This is a genomic window from Cellvibrio mixtus subsp. mixtus J3-8 (genome assembly GCF_000766945.1).
GTDB classification, from domain to species: domain Bacteria; phylum Pseudomonadota; class Gammaproteobacteria; order Pseudomonadales; family Cellvibrionaceae; genus Cellvibrio; species Cellvibrio mixtus_A.
Map to the genome: position 1 here is coordinate 51,032 of NZ_ALBT01000067.1, position 19,146 is coordinate 70,177.

The following is a 19,146-nucleotide window of genomic DNA, read 5'->3' on the forward strand; positions in this document are numbered from 1 at the left end:
GATATGTTAAGACCTTCACACAATGGTGAGCGTTACGATTTGCTAACGCCCACTGCCATGCCGCGTGCCGCCGGTTTTTTATGGAACCAGCGCATGATGATCCAATCGACTTGTCGCGGGTATGCTGTTGCGCAATTTATGCAACCGGAACCGGCCAAATATGCGTATGCGCCCAATCTGGAAGCGAAAACATTTATGCAGCCAGAGCAACCTTATTATGCGCATCATCCCGGTCGCTTTTTTTATGTGAAGGATGAAGATACTGGCGAGATTTTTTCGGCACCTTATGAGCCGGTGCGGGCACCTTACGAAAATTATATATTTTCGATTGGCAAAAGTGATTTGCGTTGGACGTTGCAATCCCTGGGCATTGAGATAGAAATTACGCTGTCATTGCCGGTTGCGGATGTGGTGGAGTTATGGGATGTAAAAGTTACCAATCGTTCCGCGCGCGCGCGACGCATTAGTGTTTATCCGTATTTCCCTGTGGGTTATATGTCGTGGATGAATCAAGCGGCGGAGTATCGTGCTGACCTCGGTGGCGTGGTAGCGACTTGCGTAACGCCTTATCAAAAAGTAGCGGATCACTTTAAAAATAAACTCTTTAAAGACAAAACATTTTTCCTGCATGAACAGAAACCGATAGCATGGGACGCAAAACAGGAAACCTTTGAAGGTGAAGGCGGGCTGCATAATCCATCAGCTTTGCAACAGGAAACGTTGTCTGGTGGAGACGCCCGTTATGAAACTCCGGCAGCGATTTTGCAATATCGCCTGGAGTTGTCGGCAAATGGCGAACAGGTTTATCGTTTTATTTTTGGGCCGGCGTTTGATGACGCAGAAATAAAAAAAATACGTGACACTTATTTAAGTGAACAGGGTTTTGCCAAAGCGCGCGCTGAATATTCTGCATATGTGGCAAGTGGTAATGGCTGCTTGCAAATTCAAACACCGGATGCCGGGCTGGATAACTTTGTAAACAATTGGTTGCCGCGCCAGGTGTTTTATCATGGCGATGTAAATCGCCTCACCACTGATCCACAGACGCGCAATTATCTGCAGGACAATATGGGCATGACATTTATCAAGCCCGAAATCACTCGCGCTGCATTTTTACATGCGCTGAGCCAACAGGAGGCTTCTGGCGCTATGCCCGACGGTATTTTACTGGTGGAAGGCGCAGAGCTGAAATACATCAACCAGATTCCACACACGGATCATTGCGTTTGGCTGCCGGTATGCTTAAAAACTTACCTGGATGAAACTAACGATTACGCGATGTTGGATGAGCTAGTCTCCGGGCATGATGGGAAGACCCTGAGTGTGTTTGAGCGAATCAGCAGCGCGATGCGCTGGCTGCTGCAAGCGCGTGATTATCGCGGCTTAAGTTTTATCGCCCAGGGTGACTGGTGTGATCCGATGAATATGGTGGGTTACAAAGGTAAAGGGGTTTCCGGTTGGCTTTCTGTCGCAACCGCTTACGCTTTAAATTTGTGGGCCGATGTCTGCGCAAAAACATCACGCACGGATTTACAGCAAGAATTCATTGCCGGTGCAAGAGATGTGAATGCGGCGGTGAATAAATACTTATGGGATGGCGAATGGTTTGGTCGCGGCATCACTGATGATGATGTTGTTTTTGGTATTAGCAACGACAAGGAGGGGCGCATCTTTTTAAATCCACAAAGCTGGGCGATCCTCGGTGGTGCTGCTAATGAAGAGCAGCGCAAAAAAATGATTGCAGCGGTAGAAGCGCAATTGGAAACACCCTATGGTGTTGCGATGTTGGCTCCCGCATATACTGCCATGCGCGATGATGTGGGGCGTGTAACCCAAAAGCATCCCGGATCTGCAGAAAATGGTTCTGTCTATAATCATGCGGCAGTTTTTTATATCTACAGTTTGTTTACTGTCGCTGAGAAAGATCGCGCTTATAAGTTATTGCGACAAATGATTCCCGGTCCAACGGAAGCGGATTATTTGCAGCGTGGACAGATGCCGGTTTACATCCCTAACTATTATCGCGGTGCGTATTATCAATATCCGCGCACTGCGGGGCGGTCATCGCAATTATTTAATACCGGGACTGTGTCCTGGGTGTACCGCTGCCTGGTAGAAGGTATTTTTGGTTTGCAGGGTGATACTGAGGGCTTGCGAGTCAATCCGCAATTGCCATCGGATTGGAATGAGGCAAAAGCAGTACGTGAGTTCCGCGGTGCAAGTTTTGCGGTAAGTATTAAGCGTAGTGCAGTGGAAAAATTGCAATTGCGTTGCGATGGTGAATTGCTGGTTGATAATTGTGTACGCAAGATTGAAGCTGGGCGGCGATATCAATTGGATGTTTTGATTCCTTAATTATCAAAAACGTGGAAACAAAAACCCAAAAGGCGTGCACGGTGCACGCCTTTTGGGTTTTTGGGTATTGATATTAGAAGTCAAAGATTTCGCTCAGTATGGATTTCTTTTTGTAGGGTTTTCCGTAGTGTCCACCGTAGTTGTGGTGTTTACGGTCATCATCATAATGTTTGCGTTGTGAATCGTAATGGCGTTGTTCTTTGTAATCGTGCTGGGGGCGATAATGTTGATCCTGGTGTTGTTGCGGGCGATGATCGTGCACGGTTTGTTGCGCCTGCGGAGCAGGAGTTACCTCTTCTTGTGCACGTTCGATTAATTTATCCAGCTCTCCGCGATCCAGCCATACACCGCGACATTTAGGGCAGTAATCAATTTCAATGCCTGAGCGTTCGGAAATAAGCAGGTGAGGGCGGTCCGGGGATTCGTAACAACTGGGATTTGGGCAGTGCATATTGTGTCTCCGATGTGTGCGTGAAATGAATACACAACGACCGGGCACGCGAAACCTTTGTCATTGTGACAAAGGTCTCGTTCGCAAATGCAGGGCATTTGCCTGCGGTGCCGGAGCCGATGGATTAAAAAGGCTCGTGATGACGACAGTCGCAGCGGGAACTACTCCCCTTCGGTAAGCGGATTTTTCAGTAATGGAGCCTGCTTGTCAACCTGCCTCGGTTTTAGCGGCTTTCCTGGTGGCCTTGGTTGCTGGTTTGGCCTCGGCTACCTTTGGTTTGGTTTCAGCCTCTTTGGGTTCTGTTGTTTTGGCTTTGGGTTTGGCTTTGGTTTTAGCAGGGGAGGATGCCTGGCGGGTTTTGACGATGGCGAGATATTTGACCCAGGCCTGTTCAACCGGGCTCTTGGGTGCGCTTTGATTGGCTATAACTTTGAGAATATGCTGGTCTTCATTGGTCGGATCGGAAACTTCTTCTTGCATCAAGGCGTTAATTAATACGCCCTGCTTGCGGATTAATCTGGCTTGTACGTCGGATAATCCACCCTTCTCAAAACCTTCTGGGAAGTTGACTGCATCCTGGAATGTTTGTTTCAAGTAATGCTCACGCGGCAACATAGGGTATCTCCATTATTAGTATGCGCTCATCAGGTTTGGAGTATCTCCGAATTACCGCGTCCCTGTTATCGGTCATCCCGGGTGGATTTACCCAAAGCACTGCTTTCATTGTTATAGCGCTGGAATCGCTCTCCAGCCAAAAGTTGCTGCCGAATTTAATCTGTTTTTGTGACAGTGTATAGAGCTTAAATTACCCTGGCTGATGGTTTTATCATCCGTTTGTTGGTGATCTGCCCTGTATGTGCAAATTGCGGGCATAAAAAAACCGGCCGAAGCCGGTTTTTTGAGCTGTATACCCGGTGCGATTAAGCAGCCAGTGCCTTCAGCTTGGCATTCAAGCGGCTCTTATGACGAGCAGCTTTGTTTTTGTGGATCAAGCCTTTATCGGCAATACGATCAATCACAGAAACTGCTGATACGTAAGCAGCTTGCGCAGCAGCTTTGTCGCCAGTAGCGATAGCAGCCAACACTTTCTTGAGGTAAGTACGCCCCATAGAGCGCATGCTTGCGTTGTGCTTGCGAGCTTTTTCATTCTGACGCGCGCGTTTTTTGGCTTGGGGTGTATTTGCCACCTTAGTGCTCCTATAAATAAATTCTGGATAAAACTGACTAAAAAGGGTCTGGATTCAGGGACGCGACATTATGCCGTTTTCGATTAGTTTGTCAACCAAAGAAACGATTTTCTAGCAGTAGGGAAATGCCTTTTTACAAAGGTTGGTTTTACGATAGTTTACACGCCGCGGCAGGGACAAGCGGCTGATTCTGGATACACTTTGAGCGATATAAATATAACGATGCTCAGGGGATACCATCCATGATTTACTCATCCATCGGGAAGTATGTGCTTCCCTGCGTTCTTGTTTCATTAGTGGCGGGTTGTGGCAGTGGGGGCGGCGGCAGTAAACCTTCCGGCGGGCCAGCCAGCACCAGTAGCTCAGCGGCAGTCAGTTTGTCCTCAATCTCCGTATCGTCATCTTCATCGACACCGGTAGCTGCGAGCTCATCTGTGGCGAATACGGCAAATAAGATGGTGCCCTTTGTTTTGCCTTATGACGATGCTACCGGCGGAATTACCCAATCGGGTGCATTACTGAACCATTTACCCGCTGGTAAATTTGGTGCGGTCAAGGTAGATGGCCTGGGGCATTTTGCTGTGGGAGGCGAGCGCATTCGCTTTCTGGGCGTAAATATCACGGCCAGCTCAACAGTCACAGCAAAGGCCAATGCGGAAAAGGTCGCGAAACGTTTGGCGAAATTTGGTGTGAACCTGGTGCGTTTCCATCATATGGATAACAACTTCGGGGCTAAAAGTATTATCAACTATGCCGCAGGCAATAGTCGTTCACTCGATGCTGATAACCTCGACAAGCTGGATTATTTTATCCATCAGCTGAAACTCAATGGTATTTATTCCAATATTAATTTAATTAACTCGCGCGAATTTTCTGCTGCCGATGGTTTGCCGGCGGATATCAATCAGCTCAATTGGAAACAGCGTCATGTGTTGGGCTATGTATCTCCGGCTTTTCGCAATCTGGAAAAAGAATTTGCTACCCAATTGCTCAATCATAAAAATCCCTACACCGGCTTAACCTATGCGGAAGATCCTGCCGTTGCTTTTGTCGAAATCAATAATGAAAACGGGATTTTCCAGCAGTATTACGATGGTTCTATCGATAAATGGCCGCAAACTTTTAGTGTGATGTTGAATGGGCGCTGGAATAATTGGCTCGCAGCCAAATATGCATCGACGCAATTACTGGAGGCAGGTTGGGGGGCGATTGATCAACCGCTCGGGACTGAAATATTAGCCAATAATAATTTTGCCATCGGCACAACGGGTTGGAATGTCGAGCAGCACGATACTGCAAAGGCCGTTGCTACAACGGGCACATTTGATGGTCGCACCGGTGTGGAACTAAAAGTGACACAAACTGGCCCGGCAAGTTGGAACGTGCAATTGAACCAGGGCAACCTTGCGATTGTAAAAGACCAGGTTTACACCTTGGGTTTTTGGGCCAAGGCGGAGACCAATCGCCAGCTTGGTGTAGCGCTGGGGCTAGCTTACGCTCCCTGGACTACATTGGTGGAGCGTAATTATTCACTGGCGACTAATTGGAAATATTTTGAAACGAATTTTATTGCGAGCCGGAGCGATAACAACCTACGCATCAACTTCAACGGTTTTGGTAACCAACTGGCGACCGTTTATATCGGCGATGTCAGTTTCAGGGCGGGTGGCAGCCTCGGGAAATTGCCGGCGGGGCAAACGCTGGAGGCAAAAAATATCGGCAACAATTTACGTTCAGTGGGATACACGAGCGGACGAGATAAAGATTGGGCTGATTTTTTGCGTGAATTGGAAACCGCTTATTGGGCGGATATGAAAAGCCACATTAAAACCACCGTGGGTTTTAGCGGTTTGATTACCGGCACGGCAATCATGAACACGCCGCCAGGCACACACCGGCAATTTGATTTCGCCGATGCCCACGCTTATTGGCAGCATCCGGTATTTCCAACGGCGGATTGGGATGCGGTGAATTGGACCGTAGAAAATCAATCGATGGTGAATATCTTTAGCAACACGCTAACGTCGCTCGCGAAGCAGCGCATCCACGGATTGCCATTCACTATTTCCGAATACCAACATTCATCGCCCAATATCTATGGTAGTGAAGGTCCGCTTTTAGTAGCTGCTTACGGTGCGTTGCAGGATTGGGACGGTATCATGATGTTCGCTTATGATTCGGGCCCGAACGACGATTGGAGCCAGGGTTATTTCAGCGATTTTTTCAGCATGAATGCACACCCAACCAAAATGGCCAATATGTTAGTGGCAGCCAATATGTTCCGGCGTGGTGATGTTGCAGCGGCACATAGCCAATTGTTGATGAATTTTGATCCGGCAACTGAATTGAATGTTCTTGCGAGCAAAGGCAGCGGCTGGAATGTTGCCAATGGCTCTCACCTGAATGTACCCGACGATATTCCACTTACCAAACGTTTTGCACTGGATGTGAGTGCAATTCCGCACGGGCAAAGTGTTGCGCCTGCGGCCAGTAATCAAAACCGGTTAACCTCGGATACTGGCGAGCTGGTATGGAATCTTGCCCAGGCAAATCAAGGGTTGGTAACTATTAATACCGCAAAAACCAAAGCGTTGGTTGGATTCATCAATAACCGTGCTGTGACATTGGGTAATGTAGGTATCAAGGTTGCGGCAACTGCGAATAACTGGGCAACGGTTTCGCTGACTGCACAACAGGGTAGTTTTGCTGACCTCAACAGCGCAGCCAACATATTAGTTGTGGCCACCGGTAATACGGAAAATACAAATATGCAATGGAAAAGCGCCGCCAAAAATTCTGTCGGTACCAACTGGGGAACTGCGCCAACGTTAGTGGAGGTTATTCCGGTTGCGCTCGATCTGCCTTACGCAAGCACGCGCACCAAAGCCTGGATCCTGGATGAAACCGGCCAGCGTAAAACAGAATTGACTGTGATTGATAATGCAGGAAAAGCGCAATTAATATTGAATGGCAACACCGCCAGCCTCTGGTATGAAATTGCGGTAGGCGCGGCGAATTAGTGTTGTGCCGCGATAAAATAATGTTGCCATGATAATATCCATCCCCTGAGCCAGGCACCAAAGCGCAGGGGATTTTGCGTGACCGATTCCGACAATTCCAATAAAACCCAGATACGATCTGACCAGTCCGAGGGCGCAGCCCGGGGTGCTGTGCCGGATACATTCGATAATCCTCAAATTACGCATTATTCTGCTTCCCATAATCATTCTGCCGGTTTTGCGCAGGCGCGCGAATTGGTGAAACAGTCACAAACCGGTAAGGGCCTGCTGCTAAAAAAACGTTTTCTGCTGGAGGATGTGCTCGGTCATGGCGGCATGGGTACAGTCTATAAAACCAAGGATTTGCGTAAAGTCGAAGCGGAAGATCCTAATCCCTACATCGCTACCAAAGTATTGAACAAGGATTTCAAGGATCATCCTGATGCGTTTGTGACCTTGCAGCAAGAAACCGCGAAATCCCAAACCCTGGCGCACCCGAATATCGTGACGGTCCACGATTTTGATCGCGATGGCGACACGCTATTTATGACCATGGAATTGCTGGATGGCCAGCCGCTGGATCAATTGCTAAAAGCACAACGCAACAAAGGTTTGCCGAAAGAACAGGTTTGGAGAATCACGCGCGATTTGTGCGCGGCATTGGCCTATGCGCATCAACGCCAATTAATTCATGCGGATTTCAAACCGGGGAATATTTTTGTCAATCGCGATGGTTCTGCCAAGGTGCTGGATTTTGGTATTGCGCGCGCAGCAACACGCGAAGCACAAAAACATGCATTCGATGCGGGGCAATTAGGTGCGTTGACACCGGCTTATGCCACTATCGAAATGATAAAAGATGAACCCCTCAGCTTTAGTGATGATGTATATGCTCTGGCCTGCGTGGTATATGAAATGCTCGCGGGGCGCCACCCTTACAATAATCGTTCGGCGTTGCAGGCACATGAACAACAAATGCAACCCAAGCGTTTGGATTGTTTGAGCTCGCGTGAATGGAAAGTATTAAGTCGCGGCCTGGTGCCAGTGAAATCCGGACGCTATCAAAACATTACACAATTTGCCGATGAATTGTTTCCCAAACGCAATCCCATTTTGCTCACGGCGGCGCTGGGCTTTGCCGTAGTGTCGTTAGCCGGTGCAGGATGGTTTGGTTATAGCCAGCACCAGGCAAAACAACATTTGCAAAAAACTATCGCTGAAAAAATGACGGCGGCCCAAACCTGTTTTGCATTGCAAAATTTTGATTGCACTATTGAACAGAGTTTGGTTGCAACTAATCTCGATCCAACAAATAGCGTTGCTGCACAATTGCTTGCCACAGCCCAAACCGCGAAAGAGCAACGTGCAAATGATGAGCGAGTGCGTGAACTTATTGCGGAAGCACAACATTGCTTGCATCAGCAGGATCTGGATTGTGCAACCCTGTTTTTACAAAAAGCGGAAGCTATTGGCTTGCACAATTCACAAGTAGTCAGTTTTCACGAAGCCTTAAGTGTGGCCCGTGCACAACAAGCACAATCTACTGCACAGAAACAATTAGTTATTAACTCGGCACTAACACGCGCGCAGAATTGTTTGTCAAATAAAGATTATTCCTGCGCGGTAAATAGTGCTAATGCAGTATTGGAACAGGATGCCGCCAATGCGCGGGCTGTTGAAGTAAAACAAGCGGCAACCCTGGCACAAGGGCAGGCACGTGAGTTGGCTGAAAGGATTAACCGGTTAATGGACGATGCAAATAATTGCATGGAAAAGAAAAATTATTCCTGTGCAATCGCCAAAGCTGAATCGGTATTGGAACTGGATGTGACTTATCAACCTGCATCCGCATTAAAAGACCGGGCACAGGAAATCCAGCGTAAACTGAAAGAAACCGGTTTTATCATTAAATAACGATGTAAATAACTTTCTTGGGGCAGGGGTATATGAAATCCAGATTATTGGTTGCGATTATTGCGTATGCACTGGTGAACCCGGTTGTAGCATTTAGCCTTAAGGATTTGAAAGATAATATTGACCGTTCTTATAAATGTAAAAGCGGTGATCAAGGCTGTAAAAACCGCGAACATTTAAAGGCTGCTGCACGTGTAGCTGCGGTTGCGGTCGCGGTAACGTTAATTACTAAAATGATTATTAATTATCGCTCTGAGCGTATTGCGAAAGAAGAACAGGTGAGCGAAGAGTACAAAGCCAAAAACAAAAATTTACCGACGCAATCGGTAGTCACTGAATATCAAACCAAAACTATTCCGGGCAATGTGGTTACACCCGGGCAAGAGGTGATCATTCAATCTGATATCGTAGTTGTTCCCGGCACACGGCAAAAAACAGCATTGATCGAAGAACGTATTGCTATTTATGACAATGAAGATAACACCAGGGAGCTAAAAAATTTTACCAAACTGGTAAATGGGAAAACTAAAGCTGGCGGGCGTTATAAAAATGAATTTTCGTTTACCTTGCCGGAGGGATTGCCGCAGGGCGTTTATCCGATCAAAACCGAGTTGCTCTTGAATGGGGTGGTTGTGAATACGGCAAATAATGATATCCAGCTGGTAATGCATGTTGATAGTTTTGGTGATGGGCAGTTGGTGGCGATAAATTAAATGGTCGAATAATTCGATAGACTATATTAATTCATAGGATGCAATTTTATTGTCTCCTATGAATTAAGGAAATTGTTTAATTGCTGCAATCGTTCCGGCGTTCCCACATCGCTCCAGTATCCGTAATGAACCTGTCCGCGCAACTGTTGTTGTGCGATGGCGTGGCGAAAGGTTTCAACCAGCGGAAATTTTTCGCGCTTATTGGGATAATCAGACACCAGTGCAGGTTTTAACAAGCTGATACCTGCAAATGTGAAACGGTGCAGATGATTTTTTTGTGCATCTTCCAGTAATAATCCGGAGTCATCCAATGCGAAATCGCCGTGTGGATGAAATGCCGGATTAGGCACCAATAATAAATGCCCCGATTGGGTAGTATTTAATGGCGTTGTTACAACATCATTAAATTCAATATCGCACCAGACATCGCCGTTGATTAATAAAAAGGTGTCTTTGCCTAATAAATCCAGTGCACGCAAAATCGCCCCGCCGGTTTCTAGCGGTTCAGGTTCTTGCGAGTAATGGATATGCAGATTCCAGCGTTTACCATCGCCAAGGTGCATGCGAATTTTTTCACCAAGGTAGGCGAGGTTGATAATAACTTCGTGAATACCCGCACGTTGCAAATTTTCCAGATGATATTCAATCAATGGTTTATTGCCGGCGCAAAGCAACGGCTTTGGTGTGTGATCAGTCAGGGGGCGCATGCGGTTACCCAGGCCCGCAGCAAGGATCATAGCTTTCATGGCCGATCTCCAGCGGTGCGATAATCGCTATACCAAGGTTGTTGCTGCGCGATAGGTAAGAGTTTTTGTGTAAACCAGGTGGCAAATTCCTGCAGTTCCGGATATTGGCTGGCAACTTCCAATGCGTAGCGAATAACGAGTGGCAAATCTTGTAGGTAACCGGATTTGTTATCGCGCAATTGCAACCGCGCAAAAATACCCAGCACTTTTATATGGCGTTGCAAGCCCAGCCAATCAAACCAGCGCAGGAATTCTTGTTCACTGACGTTCGGGATTTGTTGTAGTGCGATTGCGCGTTGTCGATAGTAGAGTGCCCATCGCGTCACTTGGGTGGTTGGCCAGCGCACATAACAATCGCGCAGGAGCGATACCAGATCGTAGGTTACTCCACCCCAGAGTGCGCCCTGGAAATCAATAACACCAAGGGCACCATCGCTGCGTACCAATAAATTGCGGGAATGATAATCGCGATGGACAAAACCTTGTGGTTGGTTGAGGGCGTTGTCTTCCAGCTCGATAAAGAGTTGGTCAAGATATTGTTGTTCTGTTCCATTAAGTGAATAGCCGAGCAGCTTGCCAGCAAACCATTCCGTAAAAATTTCCAACTCCCGCCGCAAGAGCGCGCGGTCATAGCGCGGGATAAGCTCAGGCTGGTCATCGCTCTGATGGAGCTGTAAGAGGGTATCGATTGCCTGCGTATAAAATTGGTCGGCATTAGTCCCATCGACTGCGCGAAAGAACAATTTATCACCCATATCCTCAACTAATAAAAACCCCTGTTCCGGATTTGCAGCAAGGATTTCCGGGCTATGTACCTTTTGATTGCGCAGAAGCCGGGCGATGGCTATGAATTGATGGCTGTCTTCCGTAGCGGGTGGCGCATCTACTGCGAGCCATTGCGAGGGTTGTTGAAAACGGAAGTAACGGCGAAAACCGGCATCGCTTCCCAGGCTTTGCAACTCTATGGGATGCCAGCTGTCAGGTGTATTAAGGGTTACCCAGTTGGCAAGTGCTGACTTTCGGGGATCATTAGGGGGTTGTGGTATGGTGTCGTTCATTGATGGCCTGATTGTGCCTAGGGTAAATGCGCAAGTAAGTTATGGCGATAGATTCTACCCGAGTCATGATGCTTTCCCCAATGCATTGCTTTTGCCCAATTCATTCCCAGTACAGACGGTTTCCAGTAGAATCGCAGCAATTTTTTCGGCGGCAACTTTTTCAGGCGCCTGTTGACTCAATCAAGTGAATAAAACAATTGATGGCAGCGCGCGTATCCGCCCGCCAGTATGAGACCGCGGTTAATGGCTCCAACCCAGAATCAACCCAAGCAGTATCGACGTTTTTCATTTATTCCTTCCCGTCTGGCGTTGTGTATAGCAGCCCAGTGTGCAGGCCTATTGTTGCTGCCTGCGACATCAGTCGCCGCTGACACGAATTCATCGAATTCCAGCAGCTCTTCAAGTGCCCCATCAATCAGTTCCTCTTCATCATCTGCCGTCGCTGTTGCGGCTGTTGATCCCAATGATGAGTTGCGTGAGCTGGACTGGGTGCCGATGGCCGAATTGACGGAAGAGCAGAAAAAGCTGGTTCCTACCGCGTGTTGCGGTGCCTATATCGCGCCACCACGGGATGATGCGGAATCGGACCTCGATCCGGAAAAGGCTAATATCCTGGGCAGTGCTGATTACTCCGAAGCGGAAAAACAAACCAAGTTTGTAATGCATAAAGATGTGCGCCTGACCCAGGGCCGCCGCTCGTTCCGTGCAGATACTTTCAGTTTTGATAAAACGACCCGCGAGGCAGAGCTCAAAGGCAACATCCAGGTACGTGAGCCGGGAGTATTGTTGCGTGCCGAGCGCGCTTACGTGGATACCAACACCGGCAATGCCGAACTGGAACAAGCCCGCTTTGTTCTGTACGAGACCCGTGTCCGTGGCCGTGCGGAAAAGCTGGAAAAGTTTGGCGACCAGATCATCAGCCTGGACCAAGGTACCTTTACCAGTTGTGAACCGGGCGATAACACTTGGCTGATCCGCGGTTCCAATATTACTTTGCACAATGACAAGCATTACGGTACTGCGCGCAATATGCGCCTGGAAGTGAAAGATATCCCGATCGCGTATGCCCCGTATTTTCGCTTTCCGATTGGCCCGGATCGCTTGACCGGTTTTCTCTTCCCGTCATTAGGGTTGGATGAGAACGATGGTATTGGTGAATTCACTGCGCCTTTCTATTGGAATATCGCCCCCAATTACGATGCGACTCTGACCTGGCGCTATCTCTCGGATCACGGCAATATCCTGGCGACTGAACTGCGCCATATGTCGAATTACTTCGATACCGAACTCAGGGCCAGTGCGTTGAACAATGATCGCGGTGGGTTTAGCGAACGTTTGCAGGACCAAATCGATAACGGTGAGATTGCTGAGGAAGATGCCTATCCCTATAAAGGAAAGGATCGCTGGCAGTACAACCTGTATCAAACCGGTGGTCGCAACCAGCCCTGGTCAACCTTAATTGATTACACCGACGTCAGCGATACCGATTACCTGCGCGATGTTGATCGCAGTGCGGTAGATTTGAATCGCCAGGCTTATATCCGCCAGCGTGTATCGGGCAGTTACGTTACCGATCATTGGCAATTGGCGGGCAAGATTGAAGAGTTCCGCTTGCTCACTGACCAACAGCTTCCTTATCGCGAAGTACCGCGCATTAATGCCGATGGTGAATACCGCATCAACGATTGGGTGTTGGAGTTGGATAACGAATATGCACACTTCGCGATGAATCGCTATTTCGGTGAAAATCCGGTTCAGGCCGTTGATAGGGCTAATTTGATCACCGGTGAGCGCTTGCGCACCAACTATGCCCTGACCTGGGATAAAGAATACGCTGCCGGTTTTATCAAGCCGGGTGTTGCAGTAAAAACCCTGGGCTATCAATTGGATGCGACCAACATGCGCGCAGATGCCGATACCAGCCCGCAGATCGTTGCGCCGCAAGGCTCGCTGGATACCGGTTTGTATTTCGAACGCGACAAGCAATGGTTTGGCGAAGACTTTACCCAAACCCTGGAGCCGCGCGCGTTTTATCTGTATCGCGATTATGAAAACCAGGATGCACTTTACGGCCTGACCTCGGATGCGAGCTACGTCAACTTTGATACCTCGGATCTGGTTGTAACCTACCAGCAATTATTTCGCGATTCGCGTTTTTCCGGCGGTGACCGTATCGATGATGCAAACCACCTTGCACTGGGTGTCACCAGCCGTTTCGTGGAGTCTGACACCGGGATCGAGCGCGTGCGCGTCAGTATCGGCCAGATTAACTACTTTGAGGATCGCGAAGTCAGCATCCTCAACAACGATGACGATTATGCAAATACCCGCAGTAGTTCCGCTATCGCCGGCCAGTTGAGCGGACAGTTGGGCGATCACCTGCGCTTCAGCAATGATGTTCTGTACGATCACCAGCAGAAAAAAATCAACGCGGTCAGCAGCAGCCTGCATTATATGGATGAACAATACCGCATCCTGAATGTAGGCTATCGTTACAGCCGCGACCCGGTCACCTTAAGCCCCCTGGATGCCAGTCCGAAAATTGGTGAAACCCTGGATCAATTGGATATCACCGCACTCTGGCCGCTGAATAACCAATGGGCAGTCATTGCCCGTACCAACTACGATTTTAACTACAGCGCGGAACTCGATACCTTTGCGGGGCTCGAATACACCGATTGTTGCTACCGGGTCCGGGTGCTGGCTCGCCAGTGGGTGGATTTTGACTTTAGCCCGGATTTCCTTGCCAACATCAGTAGTGATGATTATGACCGTGGTATTTTCTTTGAAGTGCAATTGCGCGGCTTTGGTACCCTGAGCCAGCGTATTAGTAACCTGCTCGATAAAGCCATGCTGGGCTACAGCGAGCGTGAAGCCTCTTTACAATAAAACAGTGATTTGAAGTTATGAGTAAAAACCAAAACAACGTGCGCAACGCCTGGGTACTATTTCTGGGTGGTTTGTTGCTGCTCGGCAGCCAAATTGGTCTGGCCCAAAGCAAGGCTGTATCACTGGACCGTGTTGTCGCTATTGTCGATAAAGATGTGGTGCTTGAAAGTGAATTGAACGCACGCAAGCAAACTATCCTGGAGCGTTTACGTGGCCAGTATCAAGAGTTGCCACCGGAGGACGTGCTCAATAAACAAATCCTGGAACAATTGATTATTGAGCGTATCGAGCTGGGTTTGGCTGAACGTTACGATATTAAAGTGGATGAATCGGAAATCGATCAGGCTATTGGTCGCGTCCTGCAAAAAAATCAAATCACCCTGGCGCAATTGGAAGTTGATTTGCAGCGTCAGGGCTTAACCCTGGCGGGTTTGCGTAAACAAATGCGTAGCGAACTTACTATCAGCCACTTGCAGCAAGGTATAGTAAACAGTCGTATTAAAGTTACTGACCAGGACATCAATAACTTCCTCGCTTCCAGCGATGGCAAATATGCGACTTCGCCGGATTACCACATCGGCCATATTTTGATTGCTGTTTCCAGCAGTGCCGATGCGGAAGCGGTTGCCGAAGCGGAAAAGAAAGCCAATGATATTTACCAAAAACTGCAATCCGGTAGCGACTTCTCGCAAATGGCGATCAGTTTTTCCAACGATCAGGCTGCATTACAAGGTGGCGATATTGGCTGGCGTAAACTTGCACAATTGCCGGAGTTGTTTGGCAATCAAATGGCGAATTTATCTGCGGGCCAGGTTTCCAAGCCATTCCGCAGCGGTGCAGGCTTCCATATCCTGAAAAATATTGAGCAACGTGGCGGCGGCGCACAAATGATTGACCAAACCCACGCACGCCATATTCTGGTAAAAACTTCGGAAATTATGGACGATGCGCAAGCGCGTCAGAAATTAGTGGATTTAAAAGCGCGTATTGAAAAAGGTGAAGATTTTGCCAAGCTCGCGCGTGAAAATTCGGAAGACACCGGTTCCATGTTAAGCGGTGGTGATTTGGGTTGGTCCACCCCCGGAATGTTTGTTCCCGAGTTTGAAGAAGCAATGGCTAATACTTCTCCCGGTAGTATCAGTCGCCCCTTCAAAAGCCAGTTTGGCTGGCATATTTTGCAAGTGATCGAACGTCGTAAAGAAGATATGAGCGATAAAGTGAAGCGGAACCAGGCGGCTAACGTATTGCGTTCACGCCGCTTCGACGAAGAATTCCAATTGTGGCTCACACAAATTCGCGAAGAAGCCTACGTCGAAATCAAACTGTAATTATTTGCACCATTCGCTAAAACTCGATTATAAAAAACGCGGTTAAAAATTGGAGGGCATTGCCACTTCGGTTTTTAACCGTTGTACTTTTTGGGGTACTCATAACATGCCAGACTGCTACCGTATTGCATTAACACCGGGCGAGCCAGCGGGTATTGGTCCGGATCTGGTGATTGCGCTCGCGCAGCAAGCGCAAGCAAACGAAATTGTTGCGATTGCTGATCCCGAATTGTTGCGCGCGCGCGCGCGACAATTAAATTTGCCGCTGCAGTTGCGCGAAATTAATTTGCACGATACGCCTCGCCCTGGTGTTGCAGGTGAGCTGGCTGTGTTATCAGTCGCGCTGGCTGAACCGGCAATACCCGGCAAACTCAACGTAAAAAATGCTCCCTATATTTTGCAAACACTGGATGCCGCTATCGACGGCTGTATTAATGGATCGTTTGCCGCGCTGGTAACCGGCCCGGTACAAAAAAGTGTCATTAATGATGCGGGCATCGCATTCAGTGGCCACACGGAATATCTTGCCGATAAAACCCATACGCCCAAAGTCGTGATGATGCTTGCTACGGAAGGTCTACGTGTTGCATTGGCGACGACCCATTTGCCGTTGAAAGATGTTGCTGGAGCAATTACTCCCGATGAACTCACACAAGTGACCGAAATCTTGCACCGCGATATGCAGGTGCAATTTGGTATTAAAGAGCCACGCATTTTGGTGTGTGGATTAAACCCCCATGCCGGCGAAGGCGGTCATTTAGGCCGTGAAGAAATTGACGTGATCGAGCCGGTATTGAACACATTGCGCGCACGCGGCATGAATTTAATTGGCCCGCTTCCTGCGGATACTTTATTTACTCCCAAGTATCTGGATAAAGCCGATGCAGTACTCGCGATGTATCACGATCAAGGTTTACCGGTATTAAAATACAAAGGTTTTGGCCAGGCAGTGAATGTCACCCTGGGCTTGCCCATTATTCGCACATCAGTTGACCACGGTACTGCGCTGGATCTGGCTGCAACCGGCAACGCTGATTTGGGTAGCTTGCGCACTGCATTGGCGTATGCCCTGGCAATGGTTCAAGCCGCTGTTAATTCCCCGGCCCATACCGCTATTCATTCCCGCCGCGCGCACTAATTTGAGACTTCTTCATGAAAAAAATGTTAAATCATGAATCCCAACATAAAGCGCGCAAACGCTTCGGGCAAAACTTCTTAATCGATCACGGGATCATTCGCGATATTGTTCGTTCCGTGCATCCGCATAAAGATGATGTGATTGTGGAGATCGGGCCAGGTAAAGGCGCCATTACACAATTATTGGCCGATGCTTGCGATAATTTAAATGTGATTGAGCTGGATCGCGATCTGGTGCCCTGGTTAAAGGTTAAATTTGAAAAGCATCCGAACTTCCAATTGTTCCAGGCTGATGCGTTGCAATTTGATTTTGCACAGCTGATAAAAAATGAAAAACCGTTGCGTATTGTGGGCAACCTGCCTTACAACATTTCTACGCCGTTGATTTTCCATTTGCTCAGCTATGCCAACAAAGTGCAGGACATGCACTTTATGCTGCAAAAAGAAGTGGTGAAACGCATGGCCGCGCAAGCCGGTGAAAGTGCTTACGGCCGGCTGGGAATCATGGTGCAATATTATTGTGCGGTGGAAGATTTATTTGATGTGCCACCAACATCATTTGATCCTGCACCCAAGGTAGATTCGGCGATAGTTCGGTTGGTTCCTTATGCGCAATTACCCCATGTGGCCAACAATGTCAAAACGCTGGAAACCTTGGTTAATGTAGCATTCCAGCAACGCCGCAAAACCCTGCGCAACTCGCTTAAACAATTATTAACTGCTGAGCAAATGGAAAAATTGCCGGTGGATTTAAGCCTGCGGCCGGAAGAAATCAGTTTGCCCGAATATGTCGCCATGAGTAACTTGTTGGGCGAGCTTTCATTTAATGGGAAAATACTTGCTGATGATGGCGAGTGATCACTTATTAATATCAGGTAGATAAAAATGTCAGCTATTTCTGTCAATGTAAAAACCCAATACATTGCGGCGCAATCGGTGCCAGCGGAACAGCGTTATGTATACGCCTACACAATCACCATTGCCAATGAAAGTGAAGTGCCGGCGCAATTAATCAGCCGCCATTGGCGCATCACTGATGCGAATGAAAATTTGCAAGAAGTGCAAGGTGTTGGTGTTGTCGGCGAACAACCGCATTTGCAGCCCGGTGAAAGTTATACCTATACGAGTGGCGTAATCCTGGAAACAGAAACCGGTATTATGGAAGGCACTTACCATATGCGCACCGATGAAGGCGCTATGTTTGATGCCCCCATTCCTACCTTTGCACTGGTTCCTCCGCACGCAATGCATTAATTACCGAGGTTTGCAGGTTTATGGCGACTTACGCAATCGGCGATATCCAGGGCTGCCTTGAGCCCCTGCAATGCCTGTTAAAGAAAATCGCGTTTGATCCCGCCAAAGATAAACTGTGGCTGGCCGGTGATTTAATTAATCGCGGGCCGGATACGCTCGCCACTTTGCGTTATTTATATAAGCTGCGCGATTCCATCACCATTGTATTAGGCAATCACGATCTGCATTTTATTGCGGTGTACTACGGCCTGCGCAAATTGGGGAAAAACGATACCCTCGATCAATTATTAATTGCGCCGGATCGCCTTGATCTCGTGTATTGGTTGCGACAACAAAAATTGGTTCATCACGACGAACGTCTGGGTTACACCATGGTTCACGCTGGCATTCCACCGCAATGGACAATCCAGGATGCATTGGCGCGCTCACGCGAAGTAGAAAGTGTGTTGCAAAGTGAGAATCCTGAATATTTTTTAGCGGGGATGTACGGTAACTCACCCAATATCTGGAGCGACCAATTAAGCGGTGCTGATCGCTTGCGTGTGATCACCAATTATTTTACGCGCATGCGCTTTTGCAACGCACAGGGTGAACTCGAATTGCAAACCAAAGAAAGTGCCGATGCTGCACCTTTCGGATTTGCTCCCTGGTTTTCTTTTTTACAGCGAAAAGCCCGCAACGAAAAAATTATTTTTGGCCATTGGGCAGCACTGGAAGGCAAAGTCAATTTTCCCAATTTATTCGCATTGGATACCGGTTGTGTCTGGGGCGGAACCCTTACCGCCATGCGTTTGGAAGACGGTGTTCGTTTTTCCTGCAATTGCCTTGCGTGATTTTTGAATTCTCAAACAACACCGATTGTTATATTAAAAAAACAGGTTAGTCATTCAGGTTAATTAGCTGCTCATTTCTTGCGTTTTGTTATTCCCCGTTTATAGTTATTCCGTCAGATGCGTTTTTATTTTTAGTGGATTTATCACTTAGCATCGATATATGCACTTATGTGCAGTGAGTTGGAATTTAGGTGGCCGGTAATTCTATATAGAGAGCCTGGTGCGTCCTGTGTTCTGGCAATTTCCTCTATAGCCAGTCGGCTGTTTCTGTTGTCAGGTTGC

The 19,146-nt window shown here is 48.1% G+C and carries 15 protein-coding genes; 10 read left to right on the forward strand and 5 right to left on the reverse strand.

Annotated features, from left to right (window positions below; genetic code table 11):
• Window positions 1–3 precede the first annotated feature (3 nt).
• Window positions 4–2,355 (forward strand): GH36-type glycosyl hydrolase domain-containing protein, encoded by a 2,352-nt coding sequence (locus A596_RS03710; protein WP_039912749.1) that lies wholly within the window; start codon window positions 4–6, stop codon window positions 2,353–2,355.
• A 73-nt stretch (window positions 2,356–2,428) separates the two neighbouring features.
• Here the strand turns inward: A596_RS03710 and A596_RS03715 are convergent, their stop codons facing one another.
• The 3 genes from A596_RS03715 to rpsT form a co-directional block, all read right to left on the reverse strand.
• Window positions 2,429–2,806, reverse strand: coding sequence for a TFIIB-type zinc ribbon-containing protein (locus A596_RS03715; protein WP_039912750.1), 378 nt, complete (start codon window positions 2,804–2,806; stop codon window positions 2,429–2,431).
• A 207-nt stretch (window positions 2,807–3,013) separates the two neighbouring features.
• Window positions 3,014–3,421: a DUF413 domain-containing protein gene (maoP, locus tag A596_RS03720; RefSeq protein WP_039912751.1), complete on the reverse strand. Its 408-nt coding sequence runs from the start codon at window positions 3,419–3,421 to the stop codon at window positions 3,014–3,016.
• A 305-nt stretch (window positions 3,422–3,726) separates the two neighbouring features.
• Window positions 3,727–3,993 (reverse strand): 30S ribosomal protein S20, encoded by a 267-nt coding sequence (gene rpsT / locus A596_RS03725; RefSeq protein ID WP_039912752.1) that lies wholly within the window; start codon window positions 3,991–3,993, stop codon window positions 3,727–3,729.
• Window positions 3,994–4,235: 242 nt separating this feature from the next.
• On the opposite strand from rpsT, the gene A596_RS03730 reads away from it, so the two are divergent.
• From A596_RS03730 to A596_RS03740, 3 genes are all read left to right on the forward strand, one after another.
• Window positions 4,236–7,013: a carbohydrate binding domain-containing protein gene (locus A596_RS03730; RefSeq protein ID WP_084128017.1), complete on the forward strand. Its 2,778-nt coding sequence runs from the start codon at window positions 4,236–4,238 to the stop codon at window positions 7,011–7,013.
• 78 nt (window positions 7,014–7,091) lie between these two features.
• Window positions 7,092–8,906 carry a serine/threonine-protein kinase gene (locus tag A596_RS21875; protein WP_052417203.1) on the forward strand — a complete coding sequence of 605 codons (1,815 nt, stop codon included), beginning with the start codon at window positions 7,092–7,094 and terminating at the stop codon, window positions 8,904–8,906.
• A gap of 32 nt (window positions 8,907–8,938) precedes the next feature.
• Window positions 8,939–9,619 carry a hypothetical protein gene (locus A596_RS03740; RefSeq protein WP_039912753.1) on the forward strand — a complete coding sequence of 227 codons (681 nt, stop codon included), beginning with the start codon at window positions 8,939–8,941 and terminating at the stop codon, window positions 9,617–9,619.
• A gap of 56 nt (window positions 9,620–9,675) precedes the next feature.
• Here the strand turns inward: A596_RS03740 and murU are convergent, their stop codons facing one another.
• Both murU and A596_RS03750 read right to left on the reverse strand, forming a co-directional pair.
• The gene (murU, locus tag A596_RS03745) at window positions 9,676–10,365 is read right to left on the reverse strand and encodes an N-acetylmuramate alpha-1-phosphate uridylyltransferase MurU (protein ID WP_039912754.1); all 690 of its coding nucleotides are present in this window, start codon (window positions 10,363–10,365) and stop codon (window positions 9,676–9,678) included.
• The gene (locus tag A596_RS03750) at window positions 10,362–11,423 is read right to left on the reverse strand and encodes an aminoglycoside phosphotransferase family protein (RefSeq protein ID WP_039912755.1); all 1,062 of its coding nucleotides are present in this window, start codon (window positions 11,421–11,423) and stop codon (window positions 10,362–10,364) included. Before A596_RS03750 ends, murU begins: the two co-directional genes overlap by 4 nt.
• 243 nt (window positions 11,424–11,666) lie before the next feature.
• On the opposite strand from A596_RS03750, the gene A596_RS03755 reads away from it, so the two are divergent.
• From A596_RS03755 to A596_RS03780, 6 genes are all read left to right on the forward strand, one after another.
• Entirely contained in the window at window positions 11,667–14,312 is a 2,646-nt protein-coding gene (locus tag A596_RS03755; RefSeq protein WP_084128019.1) for an LPS-assembly protein LptD, read from the forward strand.
• 17 nt (window positions 14,313–14,329) lie between these two features.
• The gene (locus tag A596_RS03760) at window positions 14,330–15,640 is read left to right on the forward strand and encodes a peptidylprolyl isomerase (protein WP_052417204.1); all 1,311 of its coding nucleotides are present in this window, start codon (window positions 14,330–14,332) and stop codon (window positions 15,638–15,640) included.
• Between the two features lie 106 nt (window positions 15,641–15,746).
• A complete protein-coding gene (gene pdxA, locus A596_RS03765) occupies window positions 15,747–16,778 on the forward strand; it encodes a 4-hydroxythreonine-4-phosphate dehydrogenase PdxA (RefSeq protein WP_052417205.1) in 1,032 nt (343 codons plus the stop codon).
• Between the two features lie 14 nt (window positions 16,779–16,792).
• Window positions 16,793–17,635 carry a 16S rRNA (adenine(1518)-N(6)/adenine(1519)-N(6))-dimethyltransferase RsmA gene (gene rsmA, locus A596_RS03770; protein WP_052417206.1) on the forward strand — a complete coding sequence of 281 codons (843 nt, stop codon included), beginning with the start codon at window positions 16,793–16,795 and terminating at the stop codon, window positions 17,633–17,635.
• 27 nt (window positions 17,636–17,662) lie between these two features.
• Window positions 17,663–18,031 (forward strand): Co2+/Mg2+ efflux protein ApaG, encoded by a 369-nt coding sequence (gene apaG / locus A596_RS03775; RefSeq protein WP_039912756.1) that lies wholly within the window; start codon window positions 17,663–17,665, stop codon window positions 18,029–18,031.
• A gap of 20 nt (window positions 18,032–18,051) precedes the next feature.
• On the forward strand, window positions 18,052–18,864 hold the full coding sequence (locus tag A596_RS03780) for a symmetrical bis(5'-nucleosyl)-tetraphosphatase (protein ID WP_039912757.1): 813 nt from the start codon (window positions 18,052–18,054) through the stop codon (window positions 18,862–18,864).
• Window positions 18,865–19,146: the final 282 nt, after the last annotated feature.